This window comes from Noviherbaspirillum sp., assembly GCF_035254685.1.
Classification (GTDB): domain Bacteria; phylum Pseudomonadota; class Gammaproteobacteria; order Burkholderiales; family Burkholderiaceae_D; genus Noviherbaspirillum.
In genome coordinates, this window is the sequence record NZ_DATFAI010000041.1 from 360818 (window position 1) to 379506 (window position 18689).

The 18689-nt window shown below is 65.7% G+C and carries 8 protein-coding genes; 1 reads left to right on the plus strand and 7 read right to left on the minus strand.

Annotation, left to right across the window (positions count from 1 at the left end; all coding sequences use genetic code 11):
- Positions 1-116 precede the first annotated feature (116 nt).
- Genes treY through glgX form a run of 4 tightly spaced genes read right to left on the minus strand, consistent with a single transcriptional unit; the run spans position 117 to position 8899 of the window.
- Positions 117-2873 (minus strand): malto-oligosyltrehalose synthase, encoded by a 2757-nt coding sequence (gene treY / locus VJ698_RS19245; protein WP_324104418.1) that lies wholly within the window; start codon positions 2871-2873, stop codon positions 117-119.
- Positions 2873-4984 carry a 4-alpha-glucanotransferase gene (gene malQ, locus VJ698_RS19250; RefSeq protein WP_324104419.1) on the minus strand — a complete coding sequence of 704 codons (2112 nt, stop codon included), beginning with the start codon at positions 4982-4984 and terminating at the stop codon, positions 2873-2875. The genes treY and malQ overlap by 1 nt, the downstream gene beginning before the upstream one ends.
- On the minus strand, positions 4981-6771 hold the full coding sequence (gene treZ / locus VJ698_RS19255; protein ID WP_324104420.1) for a malto-oligosyltrehalose trehalohydrolase: 1791 nt from the start codon (positions 6769-6771) through the stop codon (positions 4981-4983). Before treZ ends, malQ begins: the two co-directional genes overlap by 4 nt.
- Positions 6758-8899, minus strand: coding sequence for a glycogen debranching protein GlgX (gene glgX / locus VJ698_RS19260; RefSeq protein ID WP_324104421.1), 2142 nt, complete (start codon positions 8897-8899; stop codon positions 6758-6760). The genes treZ and glgX overlap by 14 nt, the downstream gene beginning before the upstream one ends.
- A 214-nt stretch (positions 8900-9113) precedes the next feature.
- Here glgX and VJ698_RS19265 point away from each other — a divergent pair, with 214 nt between their 5' ends.
- Positions 9114-9407 carry a GIY-YIG nuclease family protein gene (locus VJ698_RS19265; RefSeq protein WP_324104422.1) on the plus strand — a complete coding sequence of 98 codons (294 nt, stop codon included), beginning with the start codon at positions 9114-9116 and terminating at the stop codon, positions 9405-9407.
- A 246-nt stretch (positions 9408-9653) separates the two neighbouring features.
- Here VJ698_RS19265 and glgB read toward each other — a convergent pair whose 3' ends face one another.
- Genes glgB through VJ698_RS19280 form a run of 3 tightly spaced genes read right to left on the minus strand, consistent with a single transcriptional unit; the run spans position 9654 to position 18671 of the window.
- Positions 9654-11912, minus strand: coding sequence for a 1,4-alpha-glucan branching protein GlgB (glgB, locus tag VJ698_RS19270; RefSeq protein WP_324104423.1), 2259 nt, complete (start codon positions 11910-11912; stop codon positions 9654-9656).
- On the minus strand, positions 11905-15345 hold the full coding sequence (gene treS / locus VJ698_RS19275; protein WP_324104424.1) for a maltose alpha-D-glucosyltransferase: 3441 nt from the start codon (positions 15343-15345) through the stop codon (positions 11905-11907). The genes glgB and treS overlap by 8 nt, the downstream gene beginning before the upstream one ends.
- A gap of 2 nt (positions 15346-15347) precedes the next feature.
- Complete coding sequence (locus VJ698_RS19280) at positions 15348-18671, minus strand: maltotransferase domain-containing protein (protein ID WP_324104425.1); 3324 nt, start codon at positions 18669-18671, stop codon at positions 15348-15350.
- Between the last annotated feature and the right edge of the window lie 18 nt (positions 18672-18689).

The following is an 18689-nucleotide window of genomic DNA, read 5'->3' on the forward strand; positions in this document are numbered from 1 at the left end:
CACCGCACAAAACCCCTTGTCCACGGAAAACACGAAAAAACCCAAAAAAATCTTTCCGTGCTTTCCGTGTTTTCCGTGGACATCCTTTACCCCGCTGAAGTCACCTTACTCAGGCTCTACTGCGCAAGCAGCGCGACTGGCAGCAGCGATAACGCATCCCTTAGCAGCAGGCGGCCAGTTTTGATGGATGCCTGATTTCCGGTGAGGATGTCGGTCGGTGCAGCGTCTATCGCATCAGGCAACAGCACTGCGGTGTCTTCCCATGCCGAAGCAGGCATCACCGGCGTGCGCTGGCCGGCCAGCAGCGCGCAGGGGAGATGCGCGGCGATCACGATGATCGAGCGGTCCTGGTGGCGGCGCATGAATGCGATCGCGTGCGATGCATACGGGCCTTGCACGTCCAGCGGTACATATTCGCCGAGCGAAAACAGGTCGGGGAATTGCGCGCGGTAGTTCAAGGTGTGGCGGATGACCTGCTGCTTGACGATGCCGCTTTCCCAATCCTCCATGCCGGCGAGCAGCGGCGTTGCTTCCTGCATCGCCTTTTCCCGGCTTGGATAATCGACCGGCCTGCGGTTGTCGGGATCGACCAGGCTGAAATCCCAGAAGTCGGTTCCCTGGTACAGGTCCGGCACACCGGGTGTGGTCATGCGCAGCACGATCTGCGCGAGGCTCTTGGCTGCGCCGGCGGGGATGAGCCGGCCGAGCCAGTCGAGGAAGGCGGGCAGGAAAAGGTTGTCGGGGCCGGGGTTCAGGATCGCCTGCAGGAATGACCGGCATGTCGCTTCGTATTCCTCGTTCGGCAGCACCCAGTCGCTCACCTGCTTGGCCTCGCGCAAGGCCTTAGTCTGCCAGCCGTCGACGCGCTCCGCAAAGTGCCGCAGGCCTTCCGCATCGTTCGCCGACAGGCCGATGGGCCATGCACCGGCGAGCGTCTGGTACAGCATCAACTCGTCGGCAGGCTGTGGCTTGGCCATCTCGGCCGGCTGCAGCTGCATCCATTCGTGCGCCGCATCGCTCCAAGATTCCGGCATTTCGCTCAGTGCCGCAAGGCGTGCGCGTACGTCTTCGCCGCGCTTGTGGTCGTGCGTGGCGGTTGCGAGCATCGCATGCGGAAATTGCTGCGTGCGCCAAATGCAGGCTGCATGGAAGGATGGCACCGGCATGGAGAACCGGCCGGGGTCGGCGCCGACTTCATTGCGCGAGAGCAGCCGGCCATAGCGATAGAACGCCGTGTCTTCGACCGACTTCGCGGCCAGCGGCGGCGTCAGCTGCTGGAAGCGGGTGATGGCGGCCTGGTGCAGGCGCCGCACGCGCGGGTTGCCGTAGTGGCGCGGCGCATCGCCGCCGAGCCAGTGCGCCAGCAGGTCGAGCAGCGGGGCTTCGGTACGCTCGACCGTGTTGCGCGCCTGCTCCAGTGCGCGGTCGATGATGGCCTGGTCGAGTTCGTCGCGGCCGTTCGCATCGGCATAGGTGCGGTACACAGGAAAATGCACCAGCAGTTCGGCGAATACGCGTCGGATGGCGGCGAGCGAGAAGTCGCGCGTGCGCAGGTCGGTGCGCGCCACCGCATGCAGGGCGCGCGCGGCACTGTCGAATTCGCCGGCGAGATTGTTCGCCAGCAGTTGCCGTCGCGCCTGCCGCACTTCCTCCGCGAAGCTGCGTTCCAATCCGCTCGTCTCCGACCACAGCGCATCCAGCGCCGCTTCGCCCGCCGGGTCATGCAGCAGCGCGCCGACCTGTTCCATGAAATCGTAGCCGGTGGTGCCGTCGATGCGCCAGTCGGCGCGCAAGGGCTCGTCCGGCGCGAGGATCTTTTCCACGATGAGGTAGGCCGGTGCGGGCGGCAGCTCGGGCGGACGCTGCGCGGTCAACGCCTCCAGCCGGCCGCGCAGCTTGCGGCAATAGGCGCCGGGATCGGCCAGGCCGTCGACGTGGTCGATGCGCAGGCCATCGATCAGGCCTTCGGTGTAGAGGCGGAAGACCAGCGCATGGGTGGCTTCGAACACATCGTCCTGTTCGACGCGCACGCCGGCCAGGTCCGTCACTTCGAAGAAGCGCCGCCAGTTGATGCCGTCGGCGGCGCAGCGCCACCACGCGAGGCGGTAATGCTGGCGTTCGAGCAGGCCATGCAGCGCATCGAAACCCTGCTGCGTCTCCACGGAATACGCGGCCAGCGCGGCATGGACAGCGCTCGCGCCTTCGCTGTCGCGATACAGCTCGCGCAGCAGGCCCTGGCCGACATCGGCCTGCTGCTGCGTGAAATCCCCCTCTCCTTGCTCGAAGGCCTTGATCGCCGCATCCAGGCGCGGCGCATCGGCCGCCCGCAGCACGCGCAGATAGTCCGCCGGTGCGACCGGAAAGCGCTGCGCGTAATAGCTGACGAACAGTTTGCCGCGTGCGGCGTCGAACTGCAGCTTGATGTCGCCGGAAGCCAGCGTGTCGCCGTAGGGCTGGCCGAGAAAGGGCGCGAGCAGCTTGCCGTGCAGGCTTTCGTCGGCGGGGTGCCAGTCGATGTCGAACCAGCGCGCATACGGGCTGGCCTGTCCCCACTCGAGCACATGCTGCCACCACGGGTTCTCCGGGCCGACGCCCATGTGGTTGGGCACGATGTCGACGATCAGTCCCATGTTCGCCGCGCGCAGGCGGGCGACGAAACGCCGCAAGCCATCCTCGCCGCCCAGCTCGGGGTTGATGTGCGTCGGATCGACGATGTCGTAGCCGTGCGTCGAGCCGCTGCGGGCAGTCAGGATGGGCGAGGCGTAGACGTGGCTAATGCCGAGTTCGTGGTAATACGCCACTGTCGCGGCCGCGTCGTCGAAGCCGAAGCCCTTGTGCAGTTGCAGGCGGACGGTGGCGCGCGGGATCGCCATCAGCTCATCTTCCCGCAGGAACGCGCCCGGTTGAGGATGGCGAGGCGCTTCGCGACCGTGGGCGCATCGAGCAGCGAATCCACTGTCTGCGGCAGGCGGCGGCGCCAGTTCGGATGCGTTTCGATGGTGCCGGGGATGTTCGGCTGCTCGGGCAGGCCGAGCGCATCCTCGATCGGCAGCATGGCCAGCGGCGCGGGCGTGGCGGCGATGAAGCCGATCACGTCGTCGAGCGGGGCGCAATCGGCGCGGGCCTCGGGCGCGTTGCCGCTGCCGCAACCGGCATCCTTCAAGCTCTGCCATAGCGCCATGCGGTCGCGCTCGCGCTGATGCCGGGCATCCGCATCGCTCTTGCCGCGTTCGAGCAGGTCAAGCTGCGCCGCCCAGTCGATGTCGCGGCCCTGCCACCAGCCCGCGATGGTGGGCAGGTCGTGCGTGGTGGTGGTGGCGATCGCGTCACCCGACCATTCGCCCGGGCTGAGGAAACGGCCGTTGTGCTGCTGGAACAGCAATACGCGAATGCCGAGCAGGCCGTGCTCCGCGATGATGCGCTCGAAGCCGGGCGGCACGGTGCCAAGGTCTTCGCCGATGACGATGGCGCGATGGCGCCAGGATTCCAGCGCGATCAGGTGCAGCAGGTCGTACATCGGGTATTTCAGGTAGGCGCCCTGCTCGGGCGATTCGCCCTGCGGCACCAGCCACAGCCGGCTCAGGCCAAGCACATGGTCGATGCGCACGCCACCCGCATGGGCGAATGCCGCGCGCAGCATTTCGATGTAGGCGCCGAAGCCCTTTGCCTTCATCGCCTGCGGCGAGAACGCGCCGAGGCCCCAGCTCTGGCCGCGCGTGTTGAGGATGTCCGGCGGCGCGCCAACCGACAGCCCGTTGATGATTTCCGCCTGTCGGCTCCATGCCTGGCTGCCGCCGTTGTCTGCGCCGACGGCAAGGTCCGTGATCAGGCCGATCGGCATGCCGGCCTCGCGCGCATCCTTCTGCACGCCGGACAGGCCGCGCGCCGCCTGCCATTGCAGGAACTCGTGGAATGCGACTTCCGGCGCATGCGCGTGCGCGAATTCCTCGACCGCCGTGCCGCGCGGATTGCGCAAGCCCTCGGGCCAGGTGCGCCAGTCGCCGCTCTCGCCGTTCGCCATCCGCCATGCATGCAAGGCTTCGAAGCGCGCATGGTCCTGCACCGCCGTGCCGCCCTGCGCGCGGAAGGCGGCGAATTCCGTCTGGTTGCCAGCGGCGTTGAACTGTTCGAACAGGCGCCGCAGCACCATCAGGCGCAGCACGCCGGCAGCCGGCCAGTTGATGAATTCTTCCTGCTCCAGCCGCGCCATGTTGCTGGCGGCATCGTCGCCCAGCGAGGCCAGCGCCGTCGCCAGCGCGTCCGGCCCGAGCACGCTGGCCGGATCGATGTGCAGCACATTGAACAGCAGGCGGCTCGACGGGCTGTAAGGGCTGAAGCGGGTCACGTCGGCACTGAACATCGCATGCACGGGGCTGATTGCGAGTGCCGAGGCACCATGCGATGCCGCCGAGCGTGCGAGCTGCGACAGCGCGGTGAAGTCGCCGATGCCGCCGTCGCCATGGCGGCGCAGGGAATAGAGCTGCACGCCGAGCCCCCAGACACGCCCGTCGCCATTCCCGCACTGTCTGCCCTGCAAAGCGTCGGCGACGCCGAAGCAGCGCTGCGGCGCAACCGCCAGCGTGACCTCGCGCTCACCGGCCAGCAGGCGATGGTAGCCATAGCGATCGATCGGCGGCAATTCCACCGCAGCGGCGGCTTCATCCGGAAAACGGCCATCGACATGCCCGCCGTTTTCCAGTTCGATCCGGTAGTTCTTTCCCGCAAATGTACGTACGCCGGGCACGCGCAAGGGCTTGCCAACGACGCCGGTGACGAGCGGCGGCAGCACGTCCTCGCCCTGGATTTCCGCCAGCCGCCGCTGGCTGTCGCGGCATTGCTCATCCGTGGCGCAGGGCAGGCCGAGCGCTTCCAGTATCGCGGCCAGTGCCTCCGGCGCGACCTGCATCTGCTCGCCCTTGGCGCTGGTCCACTCGCGGGCCAGTCCGGAGGCCCGCGCGAGATTGAAAACTTCGGTGTCGTTCATGGCACTGCCTCCAGCACGGCAATGAAGGCGCGCGCCGGCAATCGTCCCTGCAGCACGGCGTCCGGTACGCCTTCGGTTTCAAACAGGATGCGGCCAACCTGCCCATCGGATAAGTGTTCCAGCGTGACCGGCACCGGCGCGTCGGCAAGGTTGATGGCGATCATGAGCACCGTGCCGTCCGCCATGCGCCAGCGCGCTCTGACTGCCGCGCTGCCGAGCAATTCAGCGCCGAGCGCCTGGGCGCCGTCCAGCCGTGGCACGATCTCTTCGCGCCGTATGGTCAGGAGGGTGGTGATCCAGTCACGCCACGCCTGGGCGGTGTTGTCCTGCGCACGCGGGATCGAATCGACATAGGTCTGCTCCGCATTCGGATCGGGAATGCGTTCGCGCACGGCAGGGTCGGCGAAGCCGGCAAAGCGTGCGAACTCCTGCCGGCGTCCCTCGCGCACGGCGTCGGCGAGTTGCGGGGTGAGGTGGCTCGTGAAATACAGGAAGGGTTGCGTCGCGCCGATCTCCTCGCCCATGAAAAACAGGGGAATCTGCGGCGACAGCAGCAGCAGGGCGTACGCCGCGCGCAACGCGTCGGGATCGGCCAGCATGGTGAGCCGTTCGCCGAAGGCGCGGTTGCCGACCTGGTCGTGGTTCTGCAGGAAGGCGATGAAGGATGTCGGCGGCAGCTGTCGGCTCTGCTCGCCGCGCGGCTGTCCTCCACGGTAGGAAGAAGGCTCGCCCTGGTACACGAAACCTTCCGCCAGCGCGCGCGCAATTTTTTCGCCGGCCTGGTTTGTGTAATCCGCGTAATAACCTTCGCGCTCGCCCGTCAGCATCGCGTGCAGCACATGATGCAGGTCGTCGTTCCACTGCGCGTCGTACAACCGTTGCGGCGCGCGTGCAAGCAGGTGCGCGGCGTTGTCATCGTTTTCCAGCACGAGGTGGACGTGGCGCGGCGGCGGGATGGCCGTGCGCACGCGCTGCGCGAGTTCCACCAGGAAGTCCTTTTCGCTGATCGCATGCACTGCGTCGAGCCGCAGCCCGTCGATGCGGAATTCGGTGAGCCAGTACAGCGCGTTCTCGATGAAGAAGTCGCGCACCGGCTGCTTGCGGAAATCGATCGCCTGTCCCCATGGCGTGTGGATGTCGTCACGGAAGAAGGCGCTGGCGTAGCTGCCGAGGTAATTGCCGTCCGGGCCGAAGTGGTTGTAGACCACATCAAGAAAGACGCTGATGCCGAGGCCATGCGCAGTATCGACCAGGGCCTTGAGATCATTCGGTGTGCCGTAGGCCGCATCGGGCGCGTAGGGCAGCACGCCGTCGTAGCCCCAGTTGCGCGGGCCGGGGAAGTCCGCCACCGGCATCAGCTCGATGGCGGTGATGCCCAGCGCCACGTATGCAGGCAGCCTGCGCGCCACGCCGGCAAAACCACCGAGCATGCCGGCATGCAGTTCGACCAGCACCGTTTCATGCCACGCTCGCCCGGCCCAGTCGGTGTTCATCCAGCGGTAGGCCTGCGGATCGCAGACGATGCTGGCGTCGTGCACGTCGCCGGACTGCGCATGCGAGGCGGGATCGGGCACCGCGAGCTGATCGCTGATGCGGTAACGGTACAGCGTCCCCGCGCCGCAGTCGGCTTCCGCCTCGAACCAGCCTTCGCCGCAGGGCGTCATCAGTTGCGGCGCCCTGCCGCCGAGCTCAAGCGCGACCTGCTGGCGATCGGGCGCCCACAGACGGAAGCGGGTGCGGTCGGGCGCAAGCAGCCGCGCGCCGAAGGAAGGTTCAAAGCGTAACATGGTCGGCCACCAGCAATACCGCGCTGTGCGCGGCGACAATGATCCTGTTCTGTTCCGGCTGCCGATGCGACGCCATACCGCCGCGACCGATCGTGGCATCCGCTGCATCGAGCGCCACATGCCAATGCATGACCGGCTGCGGCAGAATGAATTCGCGATCCTCGGACGACGCGTTCAGCAGCAGCAGCGAGGCGGACACGAGGCCGTTCCTTGCGTCCTGCCGCTCGCCCACAATGCGGCGCAATGCGAGCAGCCGCCCTTCCGGGAAGTTCCACCGGTCCGGCGTCATTTCACTGCCAGTCTCATCGAACCAGCCGGTATCCGGCACGCCCTGCAGCGTGCGCGAACTGGCGGTGAGGAAGCGCGTGCTGCGCAGGCCGGGCCGCGCGAGGCGCACGGCAATGCAGTGCCGCACGAACTCGAACAGCGCTCTGCCGGCATCCGTCTTCGCCAGCTCCCAGTCGAACCAGGAGATTTCGTTGTCCTGGCAGTAGGGGTTGTTGTTGCCGTACTGCGTGCGGCCGAACTCGTCGCCGCCGAGCACCATCGGCGTGCCGTTGGAGAACATCAGCGTCATCAGCATCGCGCGCTTGATGCGTTCACGCGTGGTGCGCACGGCGGCATCCTCGGTCGGTCCTTCCGCGCCCCAGTTGCTGCTGCGGTTTTCGTTGCTGCCGTCGCGGTTGTCCTCGCCGTTGGCCTCGTTGTATTTGCGGTTGTAGCTGACCAGGTCCTGCAGCGTGAAGCCGTCATGTGCGGTGACGAAATTGACTGACGACCAGGCGCGCCGGCGGTGATGGTTGAACAGGTCGGCCGAGCCGAGCAAGCGTGCCGCGACCGCGCCGCGCATGCCAGGATCGCCGCGCCAGAAACTGCGCACATCGTCGCGGAAACGGTCGTTCCATTCCGCGATGCCGGCCGGATGGTTGCCGACCTGGTAGCCGCCCGGGCCGATGTCCCACGGCTCGGAGATCAGCTTGACCTGCGACAGCACGGGGTCTTGCAACAACGCATCGAAGAAGCCGGAGCCGGGATCGAAGCCGTAGTGCTCGCGGCCTAGCGTCGCGCCGAGGTCGAAGCGGAAGCCATCGACATGGAATTCCGTGACCCAGTAGCGCAGCGAATCCATTACCATCTGGATCACGCGGGGATGCGACAGGTTGAGCGTGTTGCCGCAGCCGGTGTCGTTGACGAGGTGGCGATGGTTGTCTGCCTGCAGGCGGTAGTAGCTCGCATTGTCGAAGCCGCGGAAGGAGATGGTCGGGCCGAGTTCGCTTTCCTCGCAGGTATGGTTGTAGACGACGTCGAGGATCACCTCGATGCCGGCAGCATGCAGTTGCCGGATCGCATGGCGCACTTCGTCCGGGGAACCGTCGGCGAGATAGCGCGGCTCGGGCGCGAAGTAGGCCATGGTGTTGTAGCCCCAGTAATTGCTGAGGCCATTCATCAGGAGGCGGCGGTCTTGCAGGTAGGCGAACACGGGCAATAGTTCCAGCGCGGTAATGCCGAGGCGGGAGAAGTAGTCGATCACAAACGGATTGGCAAGCGCGGCAAAGGTTCCGCGTTCGCGCGGCGGGATGCGTTCGGCGAGCATGGTGAGACCGCGCACATGCGCTTCGTAGATGACGGTCTTTTCCCACGGCACATGCGGCGGCCGATCGCCATGCCAGTTGAAGGCAGTATCGGTGACGACCGCCTTCGGCATGGCCCAGGCGCTGTCGCGGCGATCAAAGGACAGGTCGGCCTTCGGTGAGTGGACACGATAGCCGAACAGCGCGTCGGTCCAGCGCACGTGGCCATGCAGCTGCTTCGCATACGGGTCGAGCAGCAGCTTGTTGGGATTGAAGCGATGGCCATGCTCCGGCCGGTACGGGCCGTAGGCGCGGAAGCCGTAGAGCGCGCCGGCATGCACGCCGGCGAGGTAACCGTGCCACACTTCGTTGGTGCATTCCGGCAGTGGAATGCGCGCGATCTCATGCCGTCCTTCCGGATCGAACAGGCAGACCTCGACCTTGACAGCGTGCGCGGAAAAAACGGCGAAATTGGTCCCGAATCCATCGTATGTTGCGCCCAGGTGGATCGGCGATCCGGGCCTGATGGGTGGCAATGGAAGCTGGACGCTTGCCATATCAACGCCCGCAAAGAACTGCTTCTGAGGCTGCATTCACTAGAGAAAAGATGCCGCGCGAGGTGCTTGGCATCGAATGGCTCCTTCTCTTTGCCAGGGCTATGCCAAGTGCCGTTCTTTGCAGCCTCCCCCGCTTGCAGGAAAATGTCGCCGACAACATTGAACCCACGGACCTCAGATCGTCGCCCCCGCGCGGGCGGGGACCCATAACCCGATGGAAAAAACCTTTTACGTCTACCTGCTCGCCAGCGCCCGCTACGGCACCTTGTATGTCGGCGTCACCTCCGACCTGGTCAGGCGCGTCTGGGAACACCGTGAAGGTTTCGTTGCTGGCTTTACCAAGGAACACGGTGTCAAACATTTGGTGTGGTATGAGACGCATGTCGACGCACACTCTGCCATCACGCGTGAAAAACAGATCAAGCAATGGAATCGGGCGTGGAAGATCAATCTGATCCAGAAGGGAAACCCGCATTGGCGTGATCTGTACGAGACGCTCTCCGCGTGAGCTCCCTATGGATCCCCGCGGGGCGGCCACCCGCCTGCGCGGGGACGACGGGGAAAAGACATCGCCAAACCCACCGTATGCGCCCGCACCGGGACACGACGGGGTGTTAAAGGGACAGGTGGATACCATGGACCTGCAAAGAGGAAGACACTCTCTTGTGACGACGTCCAGCGCTCCTGCACACGTCCGGAACACCCGGCCGGTTCTCGTAGCTGCTCCTCCCCTGATACCGTCCATAACAGGCCCTTACGTTCGTTTCAGGATCAGCGCCGACAGCGGCGGCAATGTCAGCAGTAACGACTGTTCCTTGCCGTGGCTGGCCACCGTTTCGCTGGTGACCGCGCCGCCATTGCCGAGGCCGCTGCCTCCATAAGCTGCGGCATCGGTGTTCAGCAGCTCCTGCCATCCCACCGGCGCGTGCGAATCATTCGACGGCACGCCGATACGATACGCTTCGCGCGGTACCGGGGTCATGTTCAGCACCACGAGCAGCGGCGCGTCTCCCGCCTCGCCCTTGCGCAGCCAGGCGAACACGCTGTTGTGGTTGTCGTCGCCGATCAGCCATTCGAAGCCTTCATGCGACACATCCTTGCGATGCAACGCGGGCTCGTTCGCATAGAGCCGGTTGAGGTCGCGCACCAGGCGCTGAACACCACGGTGCGCCGGGCTGTCCAGCAGGTTCCAGCTCGGGGAGCCGTCATGGTTCCACTCCGATTCCTGCCCGAACTCGCATCCCATGAAGAGCAGCTTCTTGCCGGGATGGGTCCACATCATGCCGAAGTAGGCACGCAGGTTGGCGAGGCGTTGCCACTGGTCGCCGGGCATGCGGCCGAGCAGCGATCCCTTGCCGTGCACCACTTCATCATGCGAGATCGGCAGGATGAAGCGTTCCGACCAGGCGTAGACCAGGCCGAAGGTGAGGTCGTTGTGGTGATGCTGGCGGTACAGCGGGTCGGTGCCGATATAACGCAGGCTGTCATGCATCCAGCCCATGTTCCACTTGTAGTTGAAGCCGAGGCCGCCCTCGGAAACCGGCGCGGAGACGCCCGGCCAGGCGGTCGATTCCTCTGCAATGGTGACCGCGCCGGGGCAGCGTTCTTCGATGACCTGGTTGAGATGGCGCAGGAAGCCGATGGCTTCCAGGTTCTCGCGGCCGCCGTAGATGTTGGGAATCCACTCGCCTTCCTTGCGGCTGTAGTCGCGGTACAGCATCGACGCCACCGCATCCACGCGCAGGCCGTCGACGTGGAAGTGCTCCAGCCACTCCAGCGCGCTGGCGATCAGGAAGCCGGATACCTCGTTGCGCCCGAGGTTGTAGATCATGGTGTTCCAGTCCTGGTGGTAGCCCTCGCGCGGGTCCTGGTGCTCGTACAGCGCGGTGCCATCGAAGCGCGCCAGGCCGTGCTGGTCGGCCGGAAAATGCGCCGGTACCCAGTCGAGGATCACGCCCAGTCCCGCCGCATGACAACGGTCGACGAAGGAGGCGAATGCGGCCGGCGGGCCGAAGCGCGCGCTGGGCGCGAACAGGCCGAGCGGCTGGTAGCCCCAGGATCCGCCGAAGGGATGCTCCATGATCGGAAGGAACTCGATATGCGTGAAGCCCATGCCGAGCGCATACGGAATCAGGCGGTCGCCCATCTCGTGCCAGTTGAGGCTGCGTCCGCCTTCTTCGAGGATGCGCAGCCAGGAACCGGCGTGCACTTCATAGATTGAGATCGGGGCATCGGGCCGGTGCCGCTTGGCGCGACTTGCCATCCATGCCTCATCGGTCCACTCGAACGGTGTATCGGACGCGACCACCGATACCGTGGAAGGTGGAGCTTCGGTGGCACGCGCCACCGGATCGGACTTGAGCGGCAGCACGTTGCCGTCCGGGCCGACGATCTCGTACTGGTAGCGCGCGCCCGGGCCGATGCGCGGAATGAACAGCTCCCACACACCCGCATCGTGGCGCACGCGCATCGGATGACGACGGCCGTCCCACATGTTGAAGTCGCCCACCACCGACACGCGCTGCGCGCTCGGCGCCCACACCGCGAAGCGGGTGCCGGCCACGCCGTCGACACTCATCGGATTGGCGCCGAGGCAGCGTCCCAGCTCGCGATGCTTGCCTTCGGACAGCAGGTGCAGGTCGAGCTCGCCCAGCAGCAGGCCGAAGCTGTACGGGTCTTCGGTGTAGCTCACATGCTCGCCGCTTTCATCCTCGGGCCAGGTGATGCGCAGCAGGTAGGGCATGCCGGCCGGCAGCGTGGGCGCGCTGCTGACGAAGAAGCCGCTGTTGTGCAGGTTGTAGAGGGAATCGACCACCTCGCCGGCGCCATCGCCGCGCTTGTCTCGCGTCATTACGTCCACCGCCCAGGCGCCCGGCTGGAAGGTGCGCACCATCGCCCTGTCGCCTTCGCGATGCGGCCCGAGCAGCGCGAACGGATCGCGCACGCGGCCATGCAGCAGCGCGTCGACGCTCTCCATGTCGATGTCCGGAAATTCTTCGGTCTGCTCAGTCATTCAGCGATTCTCCTTGCGTCGTGCCCAGCACCTGATCGGCGACCTTGGCCATGCCGTTTACCGGCACGGGAATCCAGTCGGGACGGTTGGCGGCCTCGTAGCAGACTTCGTAGGCGGCTTTCTCCAGCACGAACATCTGCAGCAGGGCGCGCTCCGCCTCCTCGTGCGGCGGCTGCGTGCCGCCATAGGCTGCTTCCTGATACGCCTGCAGGAAGTTGCGCTGCGAGGTGGGCACGAAGTCTTTGATGATCTGTTGCTTGCGCACTTCAGCCGCCTCGCTCAGATCGCCCGGCCCGGCCTTGCTGGCGAAGGCGGCCACGTAATCGAAGGAACGCAGCAGGCCGGCGACGTCGCGCATCGGGCTGCTCTTGGCGCGCCGCTGTTCGAGCGGCTTGACCGGCTCGCCTTCGAAATCGACGATGAACACATCGCCGTGCGCCACCAGCACCTGGCCGAGATGGAAGTCGCCGTGGATGCGCGTGCGCAGCGCGCCGATGCCGGCTGCGGCCAGCTTGTCGATCCTCTCGATCAGCCGGTCGCGCTGGCCGATGAGACGCGCCACGCGACGTTCTTCGTCGGCATTGCTCCAGTCCTTCTTGCCGCGCAGGACGTCGAATGCGGCTTCCAGCTGGCTTCGCGCGCCCGCAGCCCATGCCTTCGTGTCCTCTTCGGTGGCGGCCTGCGGCGAAAAGTCCGGATTGTTGGTCGGCCTTGCGAGGGCTGCGTGCATTTCGCCCAGGCGGCGGCCCAGCATGGTGGCGAGTTCGCCCAGTTCGGCGAGCGGATCGGACAGCTCGCTCACCAGTTCCGCCGCGGGCGGCGTTTCAGCGGGCGGAGGCGGCGGCGTGGCCGGTGCGGCGCCTTGCGTGGTGGCCTGCTGGATGGCGCGCGAGAGCGTATCGAGCGTCCATTGCCAGGCGTCGTCCTGGTTGTGGATGTACTGTTGCAGGATCGCCATGGTGAGCGGCGTGCCGTCGGCGGCAAAGCGCGTCACCTCGCCCAGCATGAGCGGCGTGTTGGCAAAGCCGATCGTGGTCAGGTAGCGTCCCATTTCCGCTTCCGGATGCACGCCTGGCGAGAGGCGCCGGATCAGCTTCAGCACCATCTTGTCCTCGATCACCAGCGAACTGTTCGACTGCTCCATCGCCATACGCCGGATGGCCGGTTCTTTCGGCAATTCGATCGCGTCCAGCGCATCGGTCGGGATGAAGCGGATCTCGCCGTCGTCCGACTGCAGGACGGTGCGCGCGCGCAGCAGCTCCACCAGCACATAGGAGAAGGAGTCGAGCACATAGGCATCAGTCAGGAATCCGACATGCCGCCCGCGCCGCACGCGCGCCAGCGCGAGCTGTTGCGGCAATGCCGTGACGATGTCTTCCTCACGGATGAAGCCGAACGGCAGCAGGTAACGATCGCTGCCGCTGGGCGTGGTGGTCTCGATCTCGACCAGCATGGTCGGCAGCACATGCGGCCGCGCGGTGGAAGCCGGCAGCGTGGTGGCGAGCGCGATGCGCGCCGACAGCAGTTTCTCCTGCTTGGCCGCATACCAGCGGCGCTTCGGAAGATAGGCCGGCAAGGCTTCCTTCTCGATGATGGCGCGCCGCGACGGCTCCAGGATTTCCGAGAGGCCGTTCCGCAGCACCAGCGTCGAGAGCTCCGGCAGCGGTTCCGGCGCGGGAGTATGCCAGGCCGGCATGCGTGCCTTCGGCGCCAGCAGGAACCAGTAAAAGCCGTACGGCGGCAGGGTCAGCAGGTAGGACAGCTGGCCGATCGGCGGGAAGGCGGAGCCGCCGATCATCTCCACCGGCACACGGTCGGCATAGGAAGACAGGTCCAGCTCGACGGCCTGCGCGGAACGCGAGACATTGGCAACGCACAGGATCGTCTCTTCGCCGTCTTCGCCTTCGGCGTAGCGGTAGTGGCGCAGGTAGGCAAGCACGCGGCGATTGGTCGGATAAAGCAGGCTCAGGCTGCCGCGCCCGAACGCGCAGTGCTGCTTGCGCACGGCCAGCATGCGGCGCGTCCAGTTCAGCAGCGAATACGGGTCGGCACTCTGCGCTTCCACGTTCACCGCTTCGTAGCCGTAGAGCGGATCCATGATCGGCGGCAGCACCAGCCTGGCGGGATCGGCGCGCGAGAAGCCGCCGTTGCGGTCGGGCGTCCATTGCATCGGCGTGCGCACGCCGTCGCGATCGCCAAGGTGGATGTTGTCGCCCATGCCGATTTCATCGCCGTAATAGATGACCGGCGTGCCGGGCATCGACAGCAGCAGACTGTTGAGCAGTTCCACGCGGCGGCGATCGCGTTCCAGTAACGGTAGCAGGCGGCGGCGGATGCCGAGGTTGATACGCGCGCGCTTTTCGGAGGCGTAATAGTTCCAGAGGTAATCGCGCTCCTTGTCGGTCACCATTTCCAGCGTCAGCTCGTCATGGTTGCGCAGGAAGACAGCCCACTGGCAGTTGGGCGGAATCTCCGGCGTCTGGCGCAGGATGTCGGTGATCGGGAAACGGTCTTCCTGCGCGAGCGCCATGTACATGCGCGGCATCAGCGGAAAGTGGAAGGCCATGTGGCATTCGTCGTTCTCGCCGAAGTAGGGCAGCACGTCCTCCGGCCACATATTCGCTTCGGCCAGCAGCATGCGCCCCGGATGGCCGCGATCGAGCTCGGCGCGGATTTCCTTGAGGATCACATGCGTCTCGGGCAGGTTCTCGTTGCTCGTGCCTTCGCGCTCGATCAGGTAGGGCACGGCGTCGAGCCGCAGGCCGTCCACGCCAAGGTTGAGCCAGAAGGACATGATGGACAGCACCGCGCGCCGCACTTGCGGATTGTCGAAATTCAGGTCGGGCTGATGCGAATAGAAGCGATGCCAGTAGAAGGCATTGGCCACCGGGTCCCAGGTCCAGTTCGATTTCTCCGTGTCGCAGAAGATGATGCGCGTGCCGGCGTAGGCTTCGTCATTGTCCGACCACACGTAGAAGTCGCGTGCCGCCGAGCCCGGCTTTGCATTGCGTGCGCGCTGGAACCACGGATGCTGGTCGGAGGTATGGTTGACGACCAGCTCGGTGATGACGCGCAGCCCGCGCTTGTGCGCCTCGGCGATGAAGCGCTTGGCGTCGGCCATGGTGCCGTAGTCGGGATGCACGCCGCGATAGTCGGAGATGTCGTAGCCATCGTCGCGCCGCGGCGACGGATAGAAGGGCAGCAGCCAGATAGTGTTGACGCCGAGGTCGGCGATGTAGTCCAGTTTCTCGATCAGGCCGGCGAAATCGCCGATGCCGTCGTTGTTCGAATCGTAGAAGGACTTGACGTGCACCTGATAGATGATCGCGTCCTTGTACCACAACGGGTCTTCGTTGAAGCGGATGCGCCGCTTCGCTGCCGACTCGCTGCGTACCGACTTGCGCCGCTCGAGTTTGATATTGCCGATGTCCATGCTTACATCCCCTTGTGTCGAACGCGCCAGATGGCGTATGGACTGACTGACGGATCCAGCCGGAGTTGCTGGAACTTCCCGTGCCATGCCAGGCGCTGCCCGCTCAGCAGGTCGTCCACGTCGAGCGCGGCGCCGTCGGGCAAGCCAAGTTCCCGGAACGGCAGCTCGATCGTGGCCTCGTGCGCTGCGAACGGATCGAGGTTGATCGCCACCAGCACGATGTTGTCGCCGAAGTGCCTGCCGCTGCCGGCCGGCTCCGTTGATTTGACGAAATACAGGATGTTGTCGTCCGACGCGTGCAGGAAGCGGATACCGAGGTGCGACTGCAATGCAGGGTTCTCGCTGCGGATGCGGTTGAGCGCGCTGATCTCGCGCACGATATTGCCCGGACGCTGCCAGTCCCAGGCGCGGATCTCGAACTTCTCGGAGTCGAGATACTCTTCCTTGCCCGGGATCGGCGTCGCCTCGCACAATTCGAAGCCGCTGTACATGCCCCACAGTCCCGACAGCGTCGTCGCCAGCGCGGCGCGGATGAGGAAGCCGGGGCGGCCGGAGCGTTGCAGGAAATACGGGTTGATGTCCGGCGTGTTGACGAAGAAATGCGGGCGGAAGAATTCGCGCACTTTGGTGGTCGTCAGCTCGGTCAGGTACTCCGTGAACTCGGTCTTCGAGTGGCGCCAGGTGAAATAGGTGTAGGACTGCGCGAAGCCGACCTTGGCGAGGCGATACATCATCTTCGGTCGCGTGAAGGCTTCGGACAGGAAGATCGTGTCAGGGTGGCGTCCACGGATATCGGCGATCAGCCACTCCCAGAACGGCAGCGGCTTGGTGTGCGGGTTGTCGACGCGAAAAGTGCGTACGCCTTCGTTCACCCAGAACAGCACCACGTCGCGCAGTGCGGCCCACAGGCCGGGCAACGCGCCCTTTGCGTAGAAGTCGACGTTGACGATGTCCTGGTATTTTTTGGGCGGGTTCTCGGCGTAGCGGATCGTGCCGTCAGGCCGCCAGGCGAACCACTCGGGATGTTCCTTCAGCCAGGGGTGATCGGGCGAGCACTGGATCGCGAAATCGAGCGCCAGCTCCATGCCGTGCCGCGCCGCTTCGTCGCGCAGGCGGCGGAAATCGTCCAGCGTGCCGAGCTGCGGATGGATCGCATCATGCCCGCCTTCCTCGGCGCCGATCGCATACGGGCTGCCGGGATCGTCCGGCCCCGGCGTGAGGGTGTTGTTGCGTCCCTTGCGGTGCTTGCGCCCGATCGGATGAATGGGCGGGAAGTAGAGCGTATCGAAGCCCATCGCCTGGATCTCGGGCAGGCGCCGGATCACGTCGGCGAAGCTGCCGTGCCGCGCCGGGTCGCCGCTCTGCGAGCGCGGGAACAGTTCATACCAGCTGGAGAAGCGCGCCGCCGCACGATCGACGTCGATGCGCAGCGGCGGCTCGCGGCGCACCGCAAAGGGACGCGTATCGGCAAGCCGCATCGCTTCGGCGGTAGGCTCCGACAGCAGCGCGGCGATGCGTTCATGATCGCGCGCGCCGGCATTGTCGCCGGCGCCCAGCTCCTTCAGGTTTTTCGCCAGCGCCTTGAGCGGCGCCGCCGCCTGCGTGATACGCCGCCGGTCCGCGGAGCGCGCCGCCGCCTCGACCATCAGCCGTCCCTCTTCCAGTTCGAGGCCGACGTTCAGGCCGGCAGTGCTCTTCTTTTCCAGCTCGTCGCGATAAGTCGCGAAGGCATCCTTCCATGCCTCGACGGTGAACATGGTGCGGCCGATGCGCGTCATCGGCAGCGCGGCGCACCAGCGGTCGTTGCCGAGCGGATGCATGCGGACTTCATGCCAGTCCGCTTCGTCGGCCGCGCGCCACAGGAGGTACACCGCGAGCTTTTCATGGCCGTCGACGAATACGTCGGCTTCGACATGCACCACGTCACCGAGGATGCGCTTGATCGGGAAGCGGCCCTCGTCCACCGAGGGCGTGACGGCTTCGATGGCGATGCGCGGCGCGCGTGCCGCTGCACTGACCGGTTGCTCGCCTTCCGGCAAGGGCAGCAGGATGGGCGGCAGGCGGCGCGTGCTGAAGATCTGCAGACCCGCAGGCGGCAGCGCCAGCGGCTGCAGTGGTTGCAGTGGCTCAGCGATCACGGGCCAGATGCGCTCGTAGGGAACGTAACCTTCCGCGCGCTCCAGCAACTGGTTTTCGCTGACACTGCAGGCCTGCGAGGCATCGGCATTGGCAACAATCAACAGCGCCTTGCCGCCGGCATCGGGCCGCTGCACGGTACTGCGCATGAGCACCGCGAGGCCGGAATCCTCGCCGCTCAGCATGTGCAGCCGCGCCGCGTAGAAGGTGCCCATGCCGGCCGCGATGAAATCATTCACACGCCTGACGTCTTCGCTGATGTCGAACACCGCCCGTGCCTCCAGCGTTTCCGGCAGGGACAAGTCTTCCGCTGCCGCGCCGGCCGGCGAAGCAATGCCGTACTCGAAACCCATCGGCATGAGGATGCCGTTGCCGATGGCCGCCGCCAGCCCGAGCGCGCGCAGGTGCAGCGGACGCCGTAAGGCCATATCGTCGTAGCCGGCCGCGCGTGCGATCACCGGTTCGTCCGGGCTGTCGGGAAAGGTGACCGGTGGCGCGACCATGTTCAGCCGCGCATATTCTTCCGTCATCCAGTGCGTGCGGTAGTCCCACCATGCCGAGGAGGAAAAGGTCGCGTCGAATCCGCATCCCGCCAGCGCCTGCAGCTGCTGTGGCGTGCAGCCGGGCGTCCATGCGAGAAAGCATGCGGCCGCGTGTGCCGTCTTCACCGTGCCGATGAACCGTTGCCAGAAGGATGGCGGCACGGCCGCGACCTCGACGCAGCGAAAACCTGTCACGCCGGCTTGCAGCCACGGCTGCATGCGCTGCTGCCAGTAGCCGGCGATGGCAGCGGCGATGTCCGGCTGCGTGAAGCCCAGTGCGCGTGCGCGTTGCTGCGGTACCGGCCAGCGCGGATCGGGCAGGTCGTCGAAGTCGCCGCTGGAGAACCAGTCAGGATGGCTTTCCGCGATGGAATCATCGGTACCGATCGCTGCGATGTCGAGGTCGAGCAGCAGACGCAGCTTCTTGCGCACGCACAGACGCGCCAGCTCGGCAACGGTGTCGTCGGGCAGGTGAATGCTGTCGCTTCCCGCGCGGCGATGCAGGGCATGCATGGGAACAAGCACATGGTCGAATCCCATCGCGATGCATCGGTCCAGGTGTTTTTCGAGTCCGGATGCCGGACCGGCAAGCTGCGGGGGAAGGCAATAGATTCTGGGCAGGAAAGGCGTCGATGGAACAGTCGTCATGAACCGGTTCGCTCAAGG